This is a genomic window from Sphingorhabdus sp. (assembly GCF_041737645.1).
GTDB lineage: Bacteria > Pseudomonadota > Alphaproteobacteria > Sphingomonadales > Sphingomonadaceae > Sphingorhabdus_B.
The window spans coordinates 1-20,307 of sequence record NZ_JBGSRI010000051.1 but is presented as its reverse complement, the minus strand read 5'-3'; the positions used below and the strand labels follow the sequence as shown (position 1 = coordinate 20,307).

Genomic DNA, 20,307 nt, shown 5'->3' with positions numbered 1-20,307 from the left:
TTTCTCGACCCTGTCTCGGTTTAGCTAACGATTATCGCGCTCTTCGTGGTGGGTGGCTCGCGCAGGATGTCGCTAAATAGATGCGCGGCGTCTTGACCCTTGCCGAGCTTAGCCTTTTGCGGCGGGGAATCAAACATTGCGTTGTCGGCAGGACCATCGATCATTACGGTAAGTGCTGTCCGACCCCGCGCGAGGCGGCTTTTTACGGTACCTATGGCACATCCCATCACGTCAGCAGCCTCTTCATAGGATAAGCCGTTTGCACCGATCAGCAACAATGTTTCACGTTGCTCCTCTGGCAGTTTTTGCAAGGCCTTGGCGACATCATCGACATTGATGCCATTTTGTTGCGCGGGTTGGACGACCAGCACGCGTTCGGCCACTTCCGGATCGAGCGAGGTCGTGCGCGAATTTTTCCGGATTGTTGAATAAAACTGATTACGCATGATCATAAACATCCATGCGCGGAAATTTGTGCCTTGCGTATAGCTTTCCCGGGCGGCCCAGGCTCGCATGATCGTGTCTTGCGCCAGATCGTCGGCCATTTCGCGATGCCCACATAAACCGCGCGAAAAGGCGCGCAACGACGGCAGCAGTGCGAACAACTGGTCCCGGAAGACCTTATCAGGGTCTAATTTCTCTCCCGTACCCATCAGTGCGAGGCTTTTTTGGAGGCGATTTTCATATCGATCTCGTCAAGCAACTTTAGAAAGTCGTCAGGCAGCTCTTCACTTGCCACCGCGTCATGCATTTGCCTCAGCGCGGCGGCGATTGGATCGCCTGCGCTGTCTTCATCATGATTGCCGGGCTTATCCGTCTTCTCCATCACCATTGCTTTTTGCTCCGCCAGCATGGGTTCGTTGAGTGTCGGTGATGTTTGTGTGTTTGTCACCGGAATATGTACCTTCTTCAAAAAAAATTGGGTGGCGGTCTGCCATTCGTGCTAGGGTAAACTCGGTACTCGCGAAAAAAGTTCCGTTCAGCGGAACAAAAACCGCTTTGGGTGGTTTTGACTGTTTCGAATGAGGAATACATATGTCACTTAAAGAAGCGGTTGCGCCTGAACTCCCTTTCTTGCGCCGCTACGCGCGTGCGCTGACAGGATCGCAAAAAATGGGCGACGCTGCCGTGCGTCAGGTGCTGGAGGGGCTTTTGCTCGCACCCGAAGAACTTGATGCCCGCAAGCCAGCGCGTGTGGAACTGTATCGCATATTTCACCAATTATGGCGGCACGATGCTTTGTTTGAACCGAGCGGCAGCGACGGGCTGGTCGCCCGTTTACCCGTTCAGGGTCGGCAGGCATTGCTGTTAACGGTGGTTGAAGGGTTCAGCATGCAGGAGGCTGCCGAAATTCTTGGAAGCGATGTTGAGTCGGTTTCGGCCAATTCCGCATTCGCCCGGCAATCCATCACCGATAGCTTACAATCTTCGGTCATGATAATCGAAGACGAAGCGATCATTGCATTACACATACGCTCGATTGTTGAAGCACTAGGCCACAGTGTCACGGGCGTTGCACGTACCCGTTCCGAAGCGGTTGCGTTGGCAAAAAGAACCCAACCCGAACTCGTACTTGCCGATATTAGTCTGGCGGACGGTTCTAGCGGTATTGAAGCGGTAAAAGACATATTGAGCGCGATGAACGTGCCCGTGATATTCATTACCGCATTTCCGGAACGTTTGCTGACCGGTGAACGGCCTGAACCCACTTACCTTATCACTAAGCCGTTCGAACCTGAAACTGTGATCGCCACTATCGGCCAGGCTCTTCTGGTCCATCGCGAACGATTGGCGGCGTCGGCGCCCGCTATTTTGGCAATGGATGAAGTAACACCCGATCCGCGCAAACATTTCGACACTCCAGAGGCCTTGCTTGCCGATCCGCAGCTTGCTGATGGCGACAAACAGGCGCTTCTAACGGAGTGGGATTCGGAAATGGACAATCGGCTCAATGCCGAGTCAGAGGGTATGAGCGCATCCGATCCGATTAGCGCGAAGCGTGAAGCCCAGTTGGCTGAGGAAGCACGCAAGGTGAAAAATGCGCTTAACCGGATTTCGGGTCAAACCGAATAAAGCGCGAGGCCAGTCGGCGTTTTACCGACCCATGCCCTGAATTCTGAATTTCTCCGGGAACATTTCCAGCCTCTATCAGTTGTTTTCTTCAGACACACCAGAGGACAAAATATCATGGCCGACCACGAACCCGAACATAAAGAAACGATGTCATTGATTGCATCAGATATGGTCGAAGGCACTACTGTATTTAATAAAGACGGCGAAAAAATGGGTAAAATCCAGAATTTCATGGTCAACAAACGCAGCGGCCAAGTCGAATACGCAGTGATGTCGTTTGGCGGATTTCTGGGCATGGGAGAAGAACATTATCCGCTGCCTTGGAAGAAGCTTCAATATAATGATACGCAACACGGCTTTGTGGTCGACATCGACCAACCAACCCTTGACAAGGCGCCCAAGCATTCTGGCGGCAACGCCCCAGTCTTTGACGACTCATATGGCACGATGATCAACAGCTATTACGGCGTTACTTGGTGAGATTTTGAACATGCTGGCGACCACCCCTCCTGCCAGCGCGTCCCGGCCATCCCCCCGGCCGGGACGCATTTTTTCAGCCCCTTATGAAGCTGCCTTCGACGGTGAGTTCGAACAGCCTGTGCTTGAAACATATTCGCCCGAGAATATGGTTCTAAAACCCGTGGCGCAATCGCTGGCGCGATTAAATCCCAATATGCCGCATATCGCGCTTATCGGCGGTTTTACACCGCGACGTTGCGGAATCGCGACTTTCACAGCAGATATCCACGCTTCGATCACCGCAGCCTTTCCGGAAGCGGTGATTGACATTTATGCCATGGCGCCGGCCGCAAATGACCTTGTGTTTGATGCCCCTGTCCGCGGCGTAATAATCGAAAATGATAGCGCAAGCTTCATCGCGGCGGCACATGCAATAGAAGCGAGCAGCGCCGACATTGTCTGGCTTCAGCATGAATTCGGCCTATTCGGTGGCCCCGCCGGTGACAAAATTTTCGAACTGACCGACCGGATTGCGGCGCCTTTGATTGCGACATTGCACACGGTAATGCCAGATCCAGATCCAGATCAAATGCGCGTCATGCAAAAATTGGTTGCGCGTGCGACAAAGCTGATAGTGATGACCGATCGTGCAGCCTTGTTGCTGCGTGACACTTTTGGCGCAAATGCGGATCAAATCGAAGTAATTCCCCATGGCGTTCCTGACCGACCCTTTGGCCGGACCAATCACTTCAAGGCAAAATTCGGATTCGAAGGTCGTCAGCTACTGATGACATTCGGCCTGCTCTCGCCGGGCAAGGGCATTGAAACGGTTATCTCCGCATTGCCGCATATCCTCGCCACCCATCCTGACCTGCTATATTGCATCGTCGGCGCAACGCATCCCAATTTGCTGGCGCGCGAAGGCGAGGCCTATCGCGAACGACTTCAAAGCTTGGCCCGCTCTCTGGGGGTTGAGGCACATATCCATTGGATTGATGCGTTTTTGGAAACCGAGGAACTTCTCGACCTGATCGAAGCAGCAGATATCTATATTACGCCCTATCAGGGGGCCAATCAGGCGACATCGGGCACACTCTCTTACGCGCTCGCGCTTGGCAAAGCGGTAATCTCGACGCCTTACGCCCATGCTCTCGAGCTGTTGGCTGATGACCATGGCATATTGGTTCCATTCAATGACAGCGCGGCGTTGGCGGATGAAGTCGACGCATTGCTCAAAAATCCCGGACGCTTGGTTGCGCTACAACGCCGTGGATATGAACGCAGCCGGTCCATGATTTGGCCTGCATTTGCAACGCGCTGCCACGACTTGATTTTGAACAGTCTCAACCCTGTTGCAGCGCCAGCATTTCAGTTAACCGCCCGTACCGGCGTCGAAGGCCTGATGCGTTTGAGTGACGGTACAGGCATCATGCAGCATTCCATCTTTTGCGTGCCAGATAGGGCCCATGGCTATTGCGTAGATGACAATGCCCGGGCTTTGATGCTGACGAACCGGCTTGGCGCTCAGGCAGAGCCGGAGCGATCACGGTTAGCAGTTGTTTTTGCAAGCTTTGTGCAGAGTTCCTGGAATGACGAAAGCGGCGAATTCCGCAATTTCATGGGCTATGCCCGAAATTGGCTGGAAGCCGCAGGATCTGAAGACAGTTGCGGCCGTGCATTATGGGCGTTGGGCGCAACCGCACATGAAGGATTGACCCCGTCACTGCGCGACTGGGCAGGTAAACTATTTGACAGGACAGTCGATAGCGCGCGCCATTTTGGATCTCCTCGTGCGACAGCATTTGCAATGCTGGGTGCCGATTATGTGCTGGCATCGCAACCCGGACACGATGCTGCGCGCGCCATTTTATCTGATGGTGCTGACTTCCTTCTCGCACGCCTCGCTTTAACGCGCCGTTCTGATTGGCCATGGTTTGAAAGTGTTCTGGCCTATGACAATTGCCGGATGCCAGAAGCCCTGATCCGCGCCGGATTGCGACTTGAACGTTCTGACGTCACGCAACGCGGCCTGGAAACACTAAACTGGATTTTGGATTTACAGATCAGTCCGTCAGGTTATTTCCGGCCGATAGGGTCGGATAGCTTCGGCCACGAATATGTGCCACCACTCCCGTTTGATCAACAACCTGTCGAAGCCTGGGCCGCGATTGACGGGGCCAGTGCAGCGTATGACGCCACCGGCGACGGGCATTGGCTGGGCCATGCGAGCCGCGCTTATGACTGGTTCACCGGAACAAATGATCGCGGCGTGGCCATAGGCGATGCGCTTACTGGTTCTTGCCGCGATGGTATCAACCCGCGCGGCCTAAATCTGAACGAAGGTGCAGAATCGGTACTCTCGTTTCAGCTGGCGCACAGCGCGCTCACCAATTTGATGGCCAAGGTCGCCACACATTAAAGGCGAAACACCATAGTAGATCTCGTCCATCATGAATTGCGGCTTCATGCAGACCCCAGTCGCGTTGTCGTGCGCCCATTTTATCTCGCCTGGCAGTCGTCAGGTCCGGACATTGAGCGTGTTCGCAACCTGGTCAACCAGATCATTCGCCTTGATCTTCGCACCGTGCGGAGCGAGATGAGCATTGTCCTGCACGATTTTGCCGATCGCCATTGGCAGATCGAACGCGTCTTTGACGAACGTTACAAACAGATTGAGACCGCTCTGAAACTCGATGGAAGCAAGCTGCGGCGACCAACCAAACGGCTGATCGGTGCCTATTTTTGCCATGAATACAGCTATGCTGCTGCCGCCTTGATGAACCCTAGCGTTGTTCGCCATCCCGACCAATCCGGATTGCAGCCCGGCAGCACACGCATTCTGCTCTCGCTGCGCGCCGTGGGCGAAGGTCATATTTCAACCATAGCGTTCCGCGAAGGGATTATTTCCGCAGGACGCCAACTCAGCCTGTTGCATCAGCCCGCTTTTGCGACCGCCGCCATGCTGGGTAAGACCACTGCAGACAGCGTTGCCGTTTACCGTCACCCTGACAGCAGCCTGTCTGGCACTGTAATCTTTCCGATGACCGAAGCACAACGCAACGGCCTTGAGGATCTGCGTCTGGTCGAGTTCGCGTGCGACAATGGCAACACTGAATGGATCGGCACCTATACCGCCTATAGCGGGCGCGACATTCGTTCAGAACTTTTACGCACAAGCGATTTCCACGATTTCACTTTGACACCGATTAAGGGCGGCGCAGGCCGCAATAAAGGCATGGCACTGTTCCCGCGCAAAATTGGCGGGCAATATCTTATGATTGGCCGACAGGATGGGATGAACCTCTATCTTTTGCGTTCGGACAAGCTCGATGAATGGGAAGGTGGCGAATTGCTGCTAGAACCGAAATACCCTTGGGAACTGATCCAGATCGGCAATTGCGGCGCACCGATTGAACTGGACGAAGGCTGGCTTGTCTTAACGCACGGTGTTGGCGCGATGCGAAAATATTCGATCGGCGCGGCGTTGCTTGACAAGGATGATCCGGCAAAAGTCCTCGGCCGAACCACAAGCCCCATATTGTCGGCGGCGGACGAAGACCGCGAAGGCTATGTTCCCAATGTCGTTTACACCTGCGGCGCGATCCGCACGGGCGATGATCTGTTCCTGCCTTATGGAGTCGCGGATAGCTCGGTATGTTTTGCCATTGTTGCGATAAAGGACGTTCTCGCGCAAATGGCGTAGAAAAAAGGGGCAGCGTTATGCCGCCCCTTTCCTTTTTAAGTCGCCAGACCTAGAATTTCAGCCGTGCGCTCAACGAAAGCGCGTGAAGCTCGCGGTCCTTGGCAAACTGTACATCATAATCGACTGCCATCGAAATCGGCCCCGTTCCGGCAATATTCAACGCCGCCCCGGCATTGAAATATTCCCCGCGCAATGGGGTCGTGGTGAAGCTGAACGGTGTGCCGATGCTGCCATCGGTAAATGATGCTAAGATGGTCCGGGCATTGTCCATCTTGAATTCTTTGTTCCACCCGCCGCGCAGCTGGGGACGAACCACAACGCCACCTGCATCGAATTTGGTGCCAATCCGGCCACCTAGATTTAGACGAAGGCTTTCTGCGTCATTGCGACCGATGTCGAGTGCGGCAGGCGATCCGGTTTCGCTAAAGCCGTCAACTTTGACTTTGGCATAACGAAGCGCGGCAAACGGTTCTATCTCGAAATTGCCGGCTGAAAAGCTGAGGCCGGTTGATGCTCCTGCTGCCCAGACATGACCTGTTGTGCTGCCATTGGACACGCCCGACAAGCCGTTGAAAGCATAGCCGCGACGCAAGGTCCAATCCAGATTGGTATAGCTACCCCAGGCATCGATATAGACAGGGCCGACGCCAACGGTACCAAAACCGCCGGCAAACCAATTGCTAAGTTTTGATGGCGCCGATGTCGCGGACTGTTCAAAATCGACATCGCTTTGCATCCACCCGCCAAAGGCGCCAAGCGTGGTTTTAGGCGTTAGCCGCAGGTTCAGTCCGCCCATTACCATGCGATTCTCGTTTTTTACGCGGGGACGGTCAGTTGCAGCATCATATTTGCCAAAGCGTGCGCCGCCAATGACGAAGGCACTCAAGCGGCCCGCGTCGTCAATCGTTACTTCGCTTCCATCGGGGCGTTCTGCATTTCCGCGCTGATCGCGAACATAACGCAATATGTTGGTTTCCTGTGCCTCTACGGCGTTGAGCGACACCTCGGGAACCAGACTATATGCCTGTGGTGTCAACTGCGCCAAGGCGTCGGCACGGACTGTGGGGTCTACAATCGTCAGACTTGTTTGAAGCTGTGTAGCGTCAACTGAGGGAACAGTTATCGGCGCAGAGAGGACAACGGCGACCTCACTTTGATTGGGCGTTGCTTGCGCGTGCGCCACGGTGGACGTTCCTGCCAGAAGCAGGACGACGAGGGTTTTATTGTACATGAGTTCACTCCAGTGGTGCGGGGCACGGTCAATCGATTTGCGCTTGCCGTGCAGTTTGGGGAGAACCTTACGGCATTGATTAAGTTCCGCCTCGCCGGGTCATTCGGAACAATAAAGCCCGATACGGGTTTGTGTTTTTGGAAACGGATAAAGGATAATCCAATGAAAATTAGTTCCAAAACCGCCGCCATTGTTTTTGCGATTGTCGTGCCCTCTATTTTGGGTGGATGTGCAACGGTCGAAGAGGGTGTCGTCGAGGCTGTTGCCGATACGCACCGTGCATCATTAAACGGGCAGGAAGTCGTCACCTCTGCCGGTGACCGTGATGGTTCTGCACAGGCCGAGGTCAGCATTGCCAACACGCTCGACCAAATCTGCTATGGCATCAACAACACCCGCAACCTCGCCGAGATTACGTCGGTTTCGATCAACCGCGGCCTGAGGGGCCAAACGGGACCTGCTGTCCTTACATTCGGTCGCGCAAATGAAGGTGGCTGGAAGAATTGCGTCAAGCGGTCTGAATGGCTCGAAGACTCGCTCGAATGGAAGCCTGGCAATTATTATATCCAGATTTCGACCACAGAATTTCCGCAGGGCGCGATCCGGGGCCAATTGACCCGCTAACCCATCAGGCAATCTGTCACCTTGTCGCCCGCCTTCACACCGAACGCGGCAGCGACAAGGCGCGGTCCTATTTTTTGACGATGATCTTCACATCGACGGACGTGCCAACGCGCTAGCGATGGCGTCGGCTAGCTCGGTTTCGTTGAACGGCTTCTCGAGTATAATCGCGTCGGGTTTAAGCAGCCTGACTTTCATCGCGTCGCCGGTCGTAAAGAGATGCGGCACGAAGCCAGTTGTCAGGATCATATCGACCGCGGAGACGCCATTCCCTGAAGTCAGCCCGGCGTCCACGATCAGCAAATCGGGCGAATACTCCGCAGCCATTGCGACTGCTGCTCCCTCGGTTCCTACAACCGCTATCACTTCGTGGCCCATTCCGGCGAGCACTTCAGACAGCAACATGCCGATGATCGCTTCGTCTTCGACAATGAGGATCGATAGCTTACCCATTCAGTTCCCTTTAGAGGGATCGACCTTCAACGGTGCAAAATGTGATTCAACGAAATAGAGTTGCTGATCGATGCCCCGCGAAATTTCGGTGAAAAGATCGGCGGTGGTCGGGTCTTCGATCTCGGCCGATTTGCCGATTGCCTCGATAATCGAGCCACCAAAAGCAGCAAGTGCCGCCGAAACCGCAAACAGATGCTTCGCTTCATCGGCAATCGTTAGGGGATAAGGGATCAGGAACGACTCCTTGATCGCGACCTGGATGGTGCCATTGGCACTACCACCAAGTCCCGCAGCACGCTCAGCCAGCATGTCCGAAAAATTCTCGACTTCGACCGAAACCCGGTCAAAAAGTTCATGGATCGCGATGAAGCCGGGGCCGCGCACATTCCAGTGGGCCTGTTTTACCTGAGCGTGGAGATCAATTGCGGCGGCCAGATGCTTATTTAGCAGCTCCACCGACTGGATCCGGATTTTTTCCGATAAGGTATTGTGGGTCTTTTGCATGGGGAAACTCCGATTGTGGGCTGTCCGGATAATAATCGATCTACGATCATTGTGGTGAGACTCGGAAACTACTCACATGACATTTGGTTCCGTGATTGACTTGTCTCTACAAAGCGCCCTTACTCGGCTCGTCCGCACTCGGCAGTGTGAAACAATTATCCAGCTGTGAAGTTTGGTTCTGCGGAAATCTATATTTGAGGGATTGGGCTTCATGCCAGACAGGCGATCGAAGTTGACGAAGCCCCCGCGCGGGGCTTCTCCTCTTGACTTCCCGATAGTGGCCATGGGGGCTTCTGCAGGCGGGCTGGATGCCTACACAAAATTGATTTCTTCCCTGCCAGCTCAGACCGGCATGGCTTTCATCCTGATCCAGCATCTAGACCCCCATCACGAAAGCATGATGGTCGATCTGCTTGCCGGGCATACAGTGATGTCGGTTACGCAAGCTACAGATGGCGTGACCATAGCGCCCGACCATCTCTACATCATTCCCCCCGGCACCTATTTAGCAGTCGCCGCTGGCCGCCTTCAACTTTCAAAACGGAATGCACGGAACGGCACGCGATTGCCGTTCGATTTCCTGCTTCATTCGCTCGCGAAGGATTGCCCCGCCAGGACGATCGGCGTCATTCTTTCGGGAACGGGCTCGGATGGTTCTCTGGGCCTTAAAGCGCTCCATGACTCAGGGGGTTTCACGATAGCGCAAGACCCCGGCGAAGCGGAATATGGCGGGATGCCAAGTGCGGCAATCGCGGCCGGAGTGGTTGATCTGACCCTGCCCGTTAACGAGATTGCCGCCGCATTGATCGATCCTGCACAACGGCTGACCAAAGCGGATCAACCTCCGGTGGCCGATACTTCCCGCATGCCCGAAATCATCGATATGCTGCGTACATCGACCAGCCATGATTTCACGCTCTACAAAATGGGAACGCTGCAGCGGCGGGTACAGCGGCGGATGGGGCTCGCGGCGATAAGCGACATGGCGACCTATCTGGAAAGGTTGCACTCAGATCCAGAGGAACTGGAATTGCTGGCCAAAGACTTGCTGATCAATGTCACAAGCTTCTTCCGCGATACGCCAGTGTTCGATACGCTTGCGGCGAAAATCGTGCCGGATTTGGTTCGCGATCAACCGCCTGACTTGCCTTTACGCATCTGGATCGCAGGGTGCAGCTCGGGCGAAGAGGCTTATTCGCTCGCCATGCTATTTCGCGAGGCAATTATCGCGTCCAAGCGTGAAATTAAGTTGCAGATTTTTGCATCAGACGTGGATAGCGATGCCATCGCAACGGCGCGGGACGGGGTTTATCCCGAGACGATTGCGGCTGACATAAGTGAAGAGCGGTTGGGCCGATTTTTTACGAAAATGGATCATGGTTACCGCGTGTCACCCGAATTGCGCGCGGCGGTGGTATTCACGGTACAGGATCTGCTCGGCGATCCGCCTTTTTCTCGCCTCGACATGATTTCGTGCCGCAACCTTTTGATCTATCTCGGGCCAGAGGCGCAGGCGAAGGTCATTGCGCTATTTCATTTTGCCCTGCGTCCGGGGGGCACTTTGTTGCTGGGCAATGCCGAGACCATCGGCAACAACGAAAGCCGCTTCCAGGTTATTTCAAAGCCCGAACGGCTTTATCGCCAGATCGGCCGAAGCAAAGCGGTGGAAATCGGATTCCAGCCTGGCCAAAGCGAGGCATCGCGAAGTGCGGGGCGCACCGGTCCCGATCAGGTTCAAAAGCAAAACAAGCTCGCCGATCTGGTCCAACGGCTCGTGATTGAGGCACATTGTCCGGCAGCAGTGCTGATCAATCGCAAGCAGGAATCGATGTTCTCGATCGGCCCAACCGAACGCTATCTCCGCGTTGCGCCGGGCCATCCAAGTCATGATATACTCGCGATGGCCCCGCAAGCACTGCGCACGAAGCTGCGATCGGCGATCCAGCAGGCGGTGCAGGCCGGCGGGCCGGTCATCGTCACTGGCGGGCGGAGCGAAAAAGGCGGACAGACCATCGTCTTTGATATCCACGTCAAGCCAGTAGAAAGCGACGGAGAGGCGTTTTTACTTGTCTGTTTCGTTGATGTCCCGTTGAAGCCCGCCAAACCGGGCCGCGCCGCTTCCCCCAAAAATGCCGCGCGAGTGGCAGAGCTTGAGCATGAGCTGGAAACCACCCGTAGCGAATTGCAGGGCGCAATCCATAATCTGGAAATGTCTGGTGAAGAACAGCGCGCCGTCAATGAGGAAGCCTCGTCGGTCAACGAGGAGTTCCAGTCGACCAACGAAGAATTGCTGACGTCGAAAGAGGAGTTACAATCGCTGAATGAGGAATTGACCGCGCTCAATAGCCAGTTGCAAGAGACACTCGACCGGCAGCGGATCACATCGAACGATTTGCAGAACGTCCTCTACAGCACCGACGTTGCGACACTGTTTCTGGATACCAAACTCAACATCCGCTTTTTCACACCTGCCACCACGTCGCTATTTAACCTCATCCCCGGCGATGTTGGCCGTCCGCTGGCTGATTTGAAATCACTCTCTGCGGATCAAGAGCTTTCAGCAGATGCCCATCATGTACTTAAACATCATGAGGCTATCGATCGCGAGATCGAAACCACCCAGGGCGTCTGGTTCGTCCGGCGTATTCTTCCCTATCTTGCCGACGACGGGAAAGTCGAAGGTGTCGTCATCACTTTTACAGATGTCAGCGAGCGTAAACAGATCAAGCTTGCGCTTGAAGATGCGATGCAGCAGGCGGACCGGGCCAATGCCGCTAAATCCCGGTTCCTCGCCGCCGCCAGCCATGATTTGCGCCAGCCGCTCCAGACGCTTGCCTTGTTGCAAGGTTTGCTTGCCAAAATTGTTGAAGGACCAAGGGCACAGCAATTGGTCAAACGCGTCGACGATACGCTGGGTGCGATGTCGGGGATGCTTAACACCCTACTTGACATCAACCAGATTGAGGCCGGCACCGTCCGAGCCGAGGTCGCGACTTTTCCAGTTGGCGATCTGCTCCAAAGGCTGCGCGATGAATTCGCTTATCATGCCGACGCCAAACACCTATCGCTTCGGCTTGTTCCTTGCAGCTTGTCGATAGCCAGCGATCCGCGCCTGCTTGAACAAATCCTGCGTAACCTGATTGCAAACGCCATCAAATATACTGCAGATGGTAAGGTCTTGATCGGCTGCCGTCGACAAAAAGACCATCTTCGCATTGAAATTTGGGACAGCGGAGTCGGGATAGATGCTGCCGATCTTCAAGCCATTTTTGATGAATATCACCAGGTCGACAATGCCGCGCGTGAACGAAGTCGCGGATTGGGCCTGGGCCTTTCCATCGTCAAGCGTCTGGCGGATTTGCTTGGCCATAAGGTTCACGTACATTCGGTTCCCGCAAAGGGTTCGGTTTTTGCAATCAATATAAATGCGTTGCCGATTCAGTCTCACCCAAGGATTTCGGCGCCAAAGGATGTCAAATTGGAAAGCCATATCGGTGGGCAAATCCTGATAGTGGAAGACGATCCGGAGTTACGCGAATTGCTCGAAATAATGCTGAGCGATGACGGTTATGATGTCATTTGGGCGCACGACGGAACGGCTGCACTAACACTTATCGCAACGGCCGAAATCCCACCCGGCCTGATCTTGTCCGATTATAACTTGCCTGGCGGGATGAATGGCGTCCAGGCTACGGCCAAGTTACGCGAATTGATCGGACTTCCGGTCCCAGTGATCATCCTGACCGGCGATATATCTACCGCCGCCTTGCGTAATATCGCTAACCATGATTGCGAACAACTTAACAAGCCGGTCAAGCCGAAGGTGTTGATTCAGGCTGTAAGGCGTATGCTTGTTGCACCGACTGCCAAACGCAATAAGAGTGCAGTTATCTACGTCGTCGACGATGATCGCCAAATCCGGGCGGCATTGCGCGAAATGCTTGAAGCCGAAGGGCATAATGTTAAAGATTATGCGGACTGCGAAACTTTCCTTGCGGCCTATCAACCATCACGCGACGGCTGCCTGCTCATCGATGCCTATCTTCCCGGCATGACAGGGCTGGAACTTTTGCAATGCCTGAAGGAAAACGGTGACCAACTTCCGGCCATCATGATTACCGGCAACAGCGACGTTCCGATTGCGGTCGAGGCGATGAAGGCAGGTGCCTTTGATTTCATCGAAAAGCCGATTGGCGCGACCGAACTACTGGCAAGCATAACCCACGCGCTGGAACTTGCACAAAATGTAAGCAAACGCTCCGACGAGCAGATTGCAGCGGCAAAGCTCGTTGCCAACCTTACCAAACGCCAGCATCAGGTCATGGACCTGGTGCTCGCCGGGCAACCCAGCAAGATCATCGCTGCCGACCTTAGCATCAGCCAGCGCACAGTGGAGAATCACCGTGCCGCGATCATGACCAAAACGGGCGCAACATCGCTCCCCGCGCTCGCCCGTCTGGCTCTGGCGGCCGAACCCCGATAGCAATAACCCGCAGTCTGACATTGCAATCTGGACGAATCGCAAGCGGAACAATCCGTACTCCCGGCAGTTTAGTTGGAAAGAAACCTGCACTCGCCTGTTTCAGGAGTATAACATCATGCGTAAATCCCTCCTCTTCGCCGGTATCGCCGTTGCGACGATGATACCCTCGCTCGCTTCAGCCCAGCAAAGCTGCGAGCGCCAACGTTCAAACCGTGCGGTCGCAACGGTTGGCGGTGCCGCAGTCGGCGGCATCGCCGGCAATGTCATTTCCGGACGCGGCGACAAAACCCTTGGCACGGTCATCGGTGCAGTTGTCGGCGCGGTAGTCGGCAATCAGGTGGCCAAACCCGACGCGGGCTGTTCGCGCGCCTTTGGATATTACGACCAGAATAACCGGTGGCACTCAACCGGCATTGATCGGTCGCAAGCCACCGGCTATTATGACCGTGATGGCGAATGGGTGAACGGCGCACCGAATGGCTATTACAATTCCAGCAATCGCTGGGTTCAAAACTCCGGTTCGCAGGATGAGAACGGCTATTACGGTACGAACGGACATTGGGTTCCGGCTTCTGCCGATGGCTATTACGACCGCGATGACCGGTGGATCGCCGGATCGACCGCCGGTTATTATGATGATCGCGGTCGCTGGAACGCGGGTAACACCACGGGCCATTATAACGATAACGGACGCTGGATGCCCGGCATGGCCAATGGTCGCACCGACTCGAACGGCAATTGGGTCAGCGATCAGAAAAGCGGCCATTATGGCAGCGACGGGCGCTGGAATGCGGGCAACGCGTCGGGCTATTACGACACGCGCGGCCGCTGGGTCTCGACCGGGTTAAACCAGGACGCGCAATACCAGCCAGGACGACGCAGCGACTCTTATGGTTATTTTGACAATCAGGGGCGCTGGCACGTCGGCACCTCCGACCGCAATACGGCCAGAGGCTATTACGACCGCAACAACCAATGGGTAGATGGAACGCCTAACGGACATTATGACAACCAGGGCCGATGGATAGCGTCGAGAGGCGAAGCCTCCGCCGCCGGATATTTTGACGAGCAAGGGCATTGGATCCCTGCCTCAGCGGACGGATACTACAACCGCGATGACCAATGGATTGCTGGCACCGCAAGTGGCCATTATGACAGCCGCGGTCGCTGGATTGCCGGTCTGGCGATGGGTCATTACGACGCCCGCGGCAAATGGATTGCCGGTGACCCAGGCGGCTACCGCGACAGCGCGGGTGTCTGGATGTCAGGCGACCAGCCCGGCTATTATGATGATCGCGGCCGTTGGCGTGCAGGTGCCGTTTCGGGGTATTACGACGGTCAGGGACGCTGGATTAGCAGGCCGTCAATGGGCAACGGGTCAGGAGTCGGAATGCCGCGCGAAATTCGCGCGCGGGAAGCTTGGCTGGAAAGTTACATTCGTTCCGCGAGTCGCGAGGGCACTTTGAAGCGTGTTGAAACCAACCGGGCCTTACGTGATCTGAACAATATCCGTCGCAGCGAACGCATGATGGGCCGCGGCCGCGACGGGCAGCTTTCGATCCGTAATGAAGCGGCAATAAATGTCAGGCTTGACCGATTAAGCGGTCAACTTCGCATAACGAACTTTGAAGACGAACGGCGTTACTGACCGGACACTGAATATCGGATGCTGCGCTGTTACGAATCCCCCCTGTTGGGCGCAGCATCCGGTATACCCCAGAAACCAAACCAGTGAGTCATATCAGGAGGGGAATTTGGTCAAGAAATTGCAACCACTAGATTGGAATCCCACCCTGAGTTAAAGCACACACAAGATGGTGCTTATTTAGCTTTATGCCGCCCTACGCTTGCGGACAGCATCGCCTTTTCGGCCTGATCAACGCCCGATAATGCCACGACCATCGCCGCTTCGGCATAGCGCTCTGAACGATCGGCGTGCGCCTGCAACATCTTGGTATTAAGCTTGTCCTTTGCCTTGTGCGCTTCGTCTTCGAGGTAATCAACATGATCGACACGGATCTTGGAACAGCGTTACAGGCGACCAAATTGGCTGCCAATCGACTTATCATTCTCACCGATCTGGACGGCATATTCGCCAATTGGGGAGGGTCAAATCAGTATCTTATTAGTGCGGCAAATGTTACCGAGCGGGGAATACATCTTTCGCAGAGGGTTCGATGGCACCGAAGATAAACGCCGCCTGCCGCTTTTCCGTTGAAACAGGAAAACCCGTCGCGATCGGCAATCTGCATTCCGGCGGTACCAGCCATGACAGCCACTGCCGCCTGCAGTATGCCCTTCTGACGAGCCGACCATGACAGCGGCTAGGCAAGGCTTGACGAGTGCCGAGGCATCCATTCGCCTTGCAACGGACGGCCCCAACGAACTGCCCAAAGCCAGTCGACGTTCGATTCTACGCATCGTGTTTGATGTTTTGAAGGAACCGATGCTGGCGTTGTTGATGGCGGGGGGCGCCGCCTATTTGTTGCTCGGCAGTCTCGGAGAGGCCCTTATACTGCTTGGGTTCGCCACTTTTTCTATTGGGGTCACAGTCTTTCAGGAGGCCCGCACCGAGGGGGTGCTGGAAGCATTGCGAGACCTATCGGCGCCGCGTGCGTTGGTCATCCGGGATGGTACGCGCGTTCGGATCGCCGGGCGCGAGGTTGTGGTTGGCGATTATCTTGTTGTTGAACCCGGTGATCGCATCGCCGCCGATGCGGTATTGATCGAGGCCAGCGATCTGCAGACGGATGAATCGCTGCTAACGGGCGAATCGCTGCCGGTAAGCAAAGTTGCGGACACCACCAACAATTCGATAAACGTTCATCGACCTGGTGGTGACGGGCAGCCTTATATTTATTCGGGCTCGCTCGTAGCGCGAGGTAGTGGCACCGCGCGCGTTTTGGCGATCGGGGCCAGCAGCGAGATCGGTCGGATTGGTCAGTCGCTCGCAAAGTTAGAGACCGAAGCGCCCCGTCTGCGCCGGGAGACAATGCGGATTGTCAAATGGTGTGCGATCGGCGGCTTTGCAATCGCGTCGCTGGTCGTCCTGCTTTATGGCATGCTTCGTGGCGGCTGGATCGAAGCCATTCTCGCCGGAATTGCAATCGGAATGGCCATGCTGCCCGAAGAACTCCCGGTTGTTCTCACGGTGTTTCTCGCAATGGGTGCATGGAGGATCGGAAAGGTTGGGGTGCTTACGCGGCGGGCATCGGCCATAGAAACACTGGGATCGGCGACGGTCCTTTGCACCGACAAGACCGGCACGCTAACCGAAAACCGCATGACGGTCGCCGCTTTGTGGCTGCCAACGGGTCAGACAGCGACGATTGGCACGGCTGTTCCTTTCCAACATTTGCTTCAAACAGCGGTGCTCGCCAGCGCTACATTGCCTACCGATCCCATGGAGGTTGCGCTTGTCGAAGCGCAGACGGCTGCCGGCATTTCGCCGAACCAGGGCCTGACGTTGGCCCGCTCCTATGCGCTTCGTCCGGAAATGCTGGCTATGTCGAACATATGGCAAGGCCGTCATGGTCTGACGATGGCCGCCAAAGGCGCACCGGAAGCGATCGCAGAATTATGTCAACTTGCAGCCGACGCACGAGACGCGATGATGGCAGCGGTCGAGGCCATGGCGGCCAAAGGAATTCGTGTCCTGGCGGTTGCGACTGCAACACCGAAGGATTGCCACTGGGCGGAATCGCAAGCCGATTATCAATTTGTTTTGACCGGCCTCACCGGCCTTGCCGACCCGCTTCGTCCAACGGTCGAAGAAGCGGTTGCCCAGTGTCGCAGCGCCGGAATCCATGTTGTGATGATTACCGGTGATCATGCGGCAACAGCGCGTTCAATCGCTACGCAGGCGGGTATCGCGGATGGCGAAGTGATTACCGGAGATCAACTTGCCCTGCTGGATGACGCAAGTCTGGCTGATCGATTGAAGAGCATTACGGTTTTTGCGCGGATAATGCCCGAGCAGAAACTGCGCATCGTAGAGGCATTCAAGGCTGCGGGCGAAATCGTGGCCATGACGGGCGATGGCGTCAACGATGCCCCGTCATTGAAAGCGGCACATATAGGCATCGCGATGGGAAAGCGCGGCACCGACGTAGCGCGCGAAGCTTCGGCGATTGTCCTCATGGATGACGACTTCGGATCTATTGTTCAGTCCATCAGGCTTGGTCGCCGCATTTATGATAACATTCGCAAGGCAATGGCGTTCATTTTTGCGGTGCATGTGCCGATTGCCGGACTCGCGCTATTGCCGCTGCTATTCGGATTGCCCATCCTGTTCGGACCAATCCACATTGCCCTGCTCGAGATGATTATCGATCCCGTTTGCGCGTTGGTTTTCGAGGCGGAACAGGATGAGGTCAAGATCATGGAGCGCCCGCCGCGCAACCCAGCCGAGCCGCTTTTCTCGCTCTTCATGGTCACCTGGAGCGTTTTTCAGGGTGTAGTCGCCTTTGCCATCCTGGCCGTGGTATACTTCGTGGAGAACCGGAGCGGTATGCCCGCGACCGAACTCCGCGCTTTAATCTTTTTCGCATTGATCGTCGAAATTCTGGCTCTTATCCTTGTAAATCGTTCGTCGGCTGCGTCGATTGGCGAGGCGCTCAAACGACACAATATGGCTTTACGCTACGTTGTCGGCGCCATTGTCACGATTACCGGAGTGATATTGCTTTGGCCCAGTGCACAAGAACTCTTGCAATTCGGGTCGATTACGTGGAGCGACATGGCGTTGGCGCTCGGTCTTGGAGTGATTCTGCTGGTTGTGCTGGAGGGCTGCAAGCCACTGGTACGTCGCGGTTTCACTCACTCAAAATTGCCAAAAAACGCCGCATACCGGATATCGTCATGACTGATAAACGAAGCGCCCAGAAGATTACCGAAGATGGCTTCCTGCTTCTGCTCATTATTGTCACAACACTCGCCTTTGGCTGGCTGATCGGTCCCTTTATCGGCGCTATCCTGTGGAGTGTAATCGCTGCAATATTGTTTGCGCCTTTGAACGCCCGCCTGTTGCAGGCGATGCCGAACCGCCGCAACCTCTCGGCGGTTGTGACGTTGTGCGTGATCGTTGCGGTCGCTGTGGTCCCCGCGATGCTGCTCACCGCTGCCTTGCTCAATCAGACAACTTCCATCTATGATCGCATACAGTCAGGCGAGATTGATCTCAGCCGGGCATTTCTTGAGGCCGAACGGCATTTACCAGACATGGTTCGGAATTGGCTGGCCGAATTTGGCTTATCCGATTTCGCGGCCTTACAAACTAAGATCAGTCAAAGCATCGCCACAAGCTTCAGAACCCTGGCAAGCGAGGCATTCAATGCCGGCCAGAGTGCGCTCGGCTTTTTTCTCTCGCTTGGCGTCATGCTCTATCTTTCCTTCTTCTTGCTTCGGGATGGAACAGCGCTGGTCACCACGATTCAGCGTTGTCTGCCACTTCCGGTCGAGCAGCGCCATCTTATCGTCGCCCGGTTCGTCGCGGTCGTCCGCGCGACGATCAAAGGCAGCGTGATTGTCGCCATTTTGCAAGGGATAATCGGTGGCCTTGTATTCTGGGCGCTGGGGATCGGTGGCGCGCTTTTGTGGGGCGTCGCCATGGCAATATTCTCTTTGTTTCCTGCTATCGGAACCGGCCTGATCTGGGTGCCAGTGACAATTTTTCTGCTTGCAACCGGTGACATCTGGCAGGGCTTTGCGCTATTTTTATGTGGGTTCTTTATTATCAGCAGCGTCGACAATATCGTGCGTCCGATCCTTGTCGGGCACGATGCGCGCATGCCCGATTATGTGGTGCTGATCGCTACATTAGGCGGATTCGAACTGATGGGCTTCAATGGCTTTGTGGTCGGTCCAGTCATCGCAGCGCTTTTTATGGCGGTGTGGGAAATCTTTGCAGACGCGAGAAGCGGTAAGCGTGATGCTGAAAATCAAAAGCTCATTTAAGGCGATTGCGCCAGCAATGCATGCCGTATTCAGCTTACACCGAACAGGTTCCAACTCCCTATCTCTTACTCATGCAGCCGATCTCGATTATTATCAAAAATGACGGGAAAGCGATGATCGATACATTATCCGCCGAAACTGCGATAAACACCGACCTCTGCGCGCGCCACATTGCCCTTTGCCTCGGCCAATGCCTGCCGCGCGGCATTCAACTGCCGCTGCGCATCGATCACGCCGAGAAAATCGCTCAGCCCCATCCGGTATCGCGCCGTGGAAAGCGCAACCGAATCCTGTTCGATGGAGATTTGCGCGTCGAGCGCAGACAGCCGGGCCCGGTTAGCCTGCAATGTGCCAAGCGCCGTTTCAGCATCGCCGATGCCGGAGAAAACCGCGCGGCGGTAAAGCGCAAACGCCTCTTGAGCATCCGCCTGACGCGCGTCGATCTGAGCTTCCACCCGTCCGAAATCGAGCAGTGGGCCAGCGAGCGAGCCGCCCAATGATGCGGTCAGCGAATCCGCGCTGAACAAATCGCCTAACGCCAGGGCCGCGACGCCGAGCGCGGCATTGATGCTGATTTGCGGGAACCGGTTGGCCGCCGCAGCTGCAATTTCTGAGTTGGCAGCGCCCAACCGAAATTCAGCAGCGACGATATCGGGCCGTTGCCGAAGCAATACCGACGGCAGCCCTACCGAGGGCAAAACCGTCGGGCGGCCTTCAGTTGGTCTGGCGAATGCAGCACCCACCGACGCTCCATCTCGCGCGGTTAACGTCACCAGCCGACCAAGCGCCGCCGCGAGCTCGGCCTGCGCCGGACCCCGCTGCGAC

15 protein-coding genes and 1 pseudogene are annotated in these 20,307 nt (G+C 55.5%); 9 read left to right on the top strand and 7 right to left on the bottom strand.

Annotated elements, in window-relative coordinates; genetic code table 11:
• Nucleotides 1–20 precede the first annotated feature (20 nt).
• Both ACEW72_RS09175 and ACEW72_RS09170 read right to left on the bottom strand, forming a co-directional pair.
• Entirely contained in the window at nucleotides 21–653 is a 633-nt protein-coding gene (locus ACEW72_RS09175; protein WP_373476081.1) for a sigma-70 family RNA polymerase sigma factor, read from the bottom strand.
• Nucleotides 653–892: a NepR family anti-sigma factor gene (locus ACEW72_RS09170; protein WP_373476080.1), complete on the bottom strand. Its 240-nt coding sequence runs from the start codon at nucleotides 890–892 to the stop codon at nucleotides 653–655. Before ACEW72_RS09170 ends, ACEW72_RS09175 begins: the two co-directional genes overlap by 1 nt.
• A gap of 143 nt (nucleotides 893–1,035) precedes the next feature.
• On the opposite strand from ACEW72_RS09170, the pseudogene ACEW72_RS09165 reads away from it, so the two are divergent.
• The 4 genes and pseudogenes from ACEW72_RS09165 to ACEW72_RS09150 all read left to right on the top strand — a co-directional run.
• Nucleotides 1,036–1,800, top strand: a pseudogene (locus tag ACEW72_RS09165) (response regulator); the annotation flags it as partial.
• A gap of 387 nt (nucleotides 1,801–2,187) precedes the next feature.
• Complete coding sequence (locus tag ACEW72_RS09160; RefSeq protein ID WP_373476079.1) at nucleotides 2,188–2,553, top strand: PRC-barrel domain-containing protein; 366 nt, start codon at nucleotides 2,188–2,190, stop codon at nucleotides 2,551–2,553.
• Nucleotides 2,554–2,563: 10 nt separating this feature from the next.
• Complete coding sequence (locus tag ACEW72_RS09155; RefSeq protein WP_373476078.1) at nucleotides 2,564–4,951, top strand: glycosyltransferase family 4 protein; 2,388 nt, start codon at nucleotides 2,564–2,566, stop codon at nucleotides 4,949–4,951.
• 36 nt (nucleotides 4,952–4,987) lie between these two features.
• On the top strand, nucleotides 4,988–6,235 hold the full coding sequence (locus tag ACEW72_RS09150; protein ID WP_373476077.1) for a glycoside hydrolase family 130 protein: 1,248 nt from the start codon (nucleotides 4,988–4,990) through the stop codon (nucleotides 6,233–6,235).
• A gap of 49 nt (nucleotides 6,236–6,284) precedes the next feature.
• Here the strand turns inward: ACEW72_RS09150 and ACEW72_RS09145 are convergent, their stop codons facing one another.
• The gene (locus tag ACEW72_RS09145; RefSeq protein WP_373476076.1) at nucleotides 6,285–7,466 is read right to left on the bottom strand and encodes an autotransporter outer membrane beta-barrel domain-containing protein; all 1,182 of its coding nucleotides are present in this window, start codon (nucleotides 7,464–7,466) and stop codon (nucleotides 6,285–6,287) included.
• 162 nt (nucleotides 7,467–7,628) lie between these two features.
• Here ACEW72_RS09145 and ACEW72_RS09140 point away from each other — a divergent pair, with 162 nt between their 5' ends.
• Entirely contained in the window at nucleotides 7,629–8,090 is a 462-nt protein-coding gene (locus ACEW72_RS09140; protein WP_373476075.1) for a CHRD domain-containing protein, read from the top strand.
• 87 nt (nucleotides 8,091–8,177) lie between these two features.
• Here ACEW72_RS09140 and ACEW72_RS09135 read toward each other — a convergent pair whose 3' ends face one another.
• Both ACEW72_RS09135 and dps read right to left on the bottom strand, forming a co-directional pair.
• Nucleotides 8,178–8,540, bottom strand: coding sequence for a response regulator (locus ACEW72_RS09135; RefSeq protein WP_373476074.1), 363 nt, complete (start codon nucleotides 8,538–8,540; stop codon nucleotides 8,178–8,180).
• Entirely contained in the window at nucleotides 8,541–9,044 is a 504-nt protein-coding gene (gene dps, locus ACEW72_RS09130) for a DNA starvation/stationary phase protection protein Dps (RefSeq protein WP_373476073.1), read from the bottom strand.
• A gap of 232 nt (nucleotides 9,045–9,276) precedes the next feature.
• Here dps and ACEW72_RS09125 point away from each other — a divergent pair, with 232 nt between their 5' ends.
• Together ACEW72_RS09125 and ACEW72_RS09120 are read left to right on the top strand one after the other, a co-directional pair.
• Nucleotides 9,277–13,527, top strand: coding sequence for a chemotaxis protein CheB (locus tag ACEW72_RS09125; protein WP_373476072.1), 4,251 nt, complete (start codon nucleotides 9,277–9,279; stop codon nucleotides 13,525–13,527).
• A gap of 115 nt (nucleotides 13,528–13,642) precedes the next feature.
• The gene (locus ACEW72_RS09120; RefSeq protein ID WP_373476071.1) at nucleotides 13,643–15,175 is read left to right on the top strand and encodes a glycine zipper 2TM domain-containing protein; all 1,533 of its coding nucleotides are present in this window, start codon (nucleotides 13,643–13,645) and stop codon (nucleotides 15,173–15,175) included.
• Nucleotides 15,176–15,348: 173 nt separating this feature from the next.
• Here ACEW72_RS09120 and ACEW72_RS09115 read toward each other — a convergent pair whose 3' ends face one another.
• Nucleotides 15,349–15,477 carry a hypothetical protein gene (locus ACEW72_RS09115; RefSeq protein ID WP_373476070.1) on the bottom strand — a complete coding sequence of 43 codons (129 nt, stop codon included), beginning with the start codon at nucleotides 15,475–15,477 and terminating at the stop codon, nucleotides 15,349–15,351.
• A 364-nt stretch (nucleotides 15,478–15,841) separates the two neighbouring features.
• On the opposite strand from ACEW72_RS09115, the gene ACEW72_RS09110 reads away from it, so the two are divergent.
• Nucleotides 15,842–18,391, top strand: coding sequence for a cation-translocating P-type ATPase (locus tag ACEW72_RS09110; RefSeq protein WP_373476069.1), 2,550 nt, complete (start codon nucleotides 15,842–15,844; stop codon nucleotides 18,389–18,391).
• Entirely contained in the window at nucleotides 18,388–19,482 is a 1,095-nt protein-coding gene (locus tag ACEW72_RS09105) for an AI-2E family transporter (protein ID WP_373476068.1), read from the top strand. Before ACEW72_RS09110 ends, ACEW72_RS09105 begins: the two co-directional genes overlap by 4 nt.
• Before the next feature lie 125 nt (nucleotides 19,483–19,607).
• Here the strand turns inward: ACEW72_RS09105 and ACEW72_RS09100 are convergent.
• A partial coding sequence (locus tag ACEW72_RS09100; protein WP_373476067.1) for a TolC family protein occupies nucleotides 19,608–20,307 on the bottom strand: 700 nt, incomplete at its 5' end.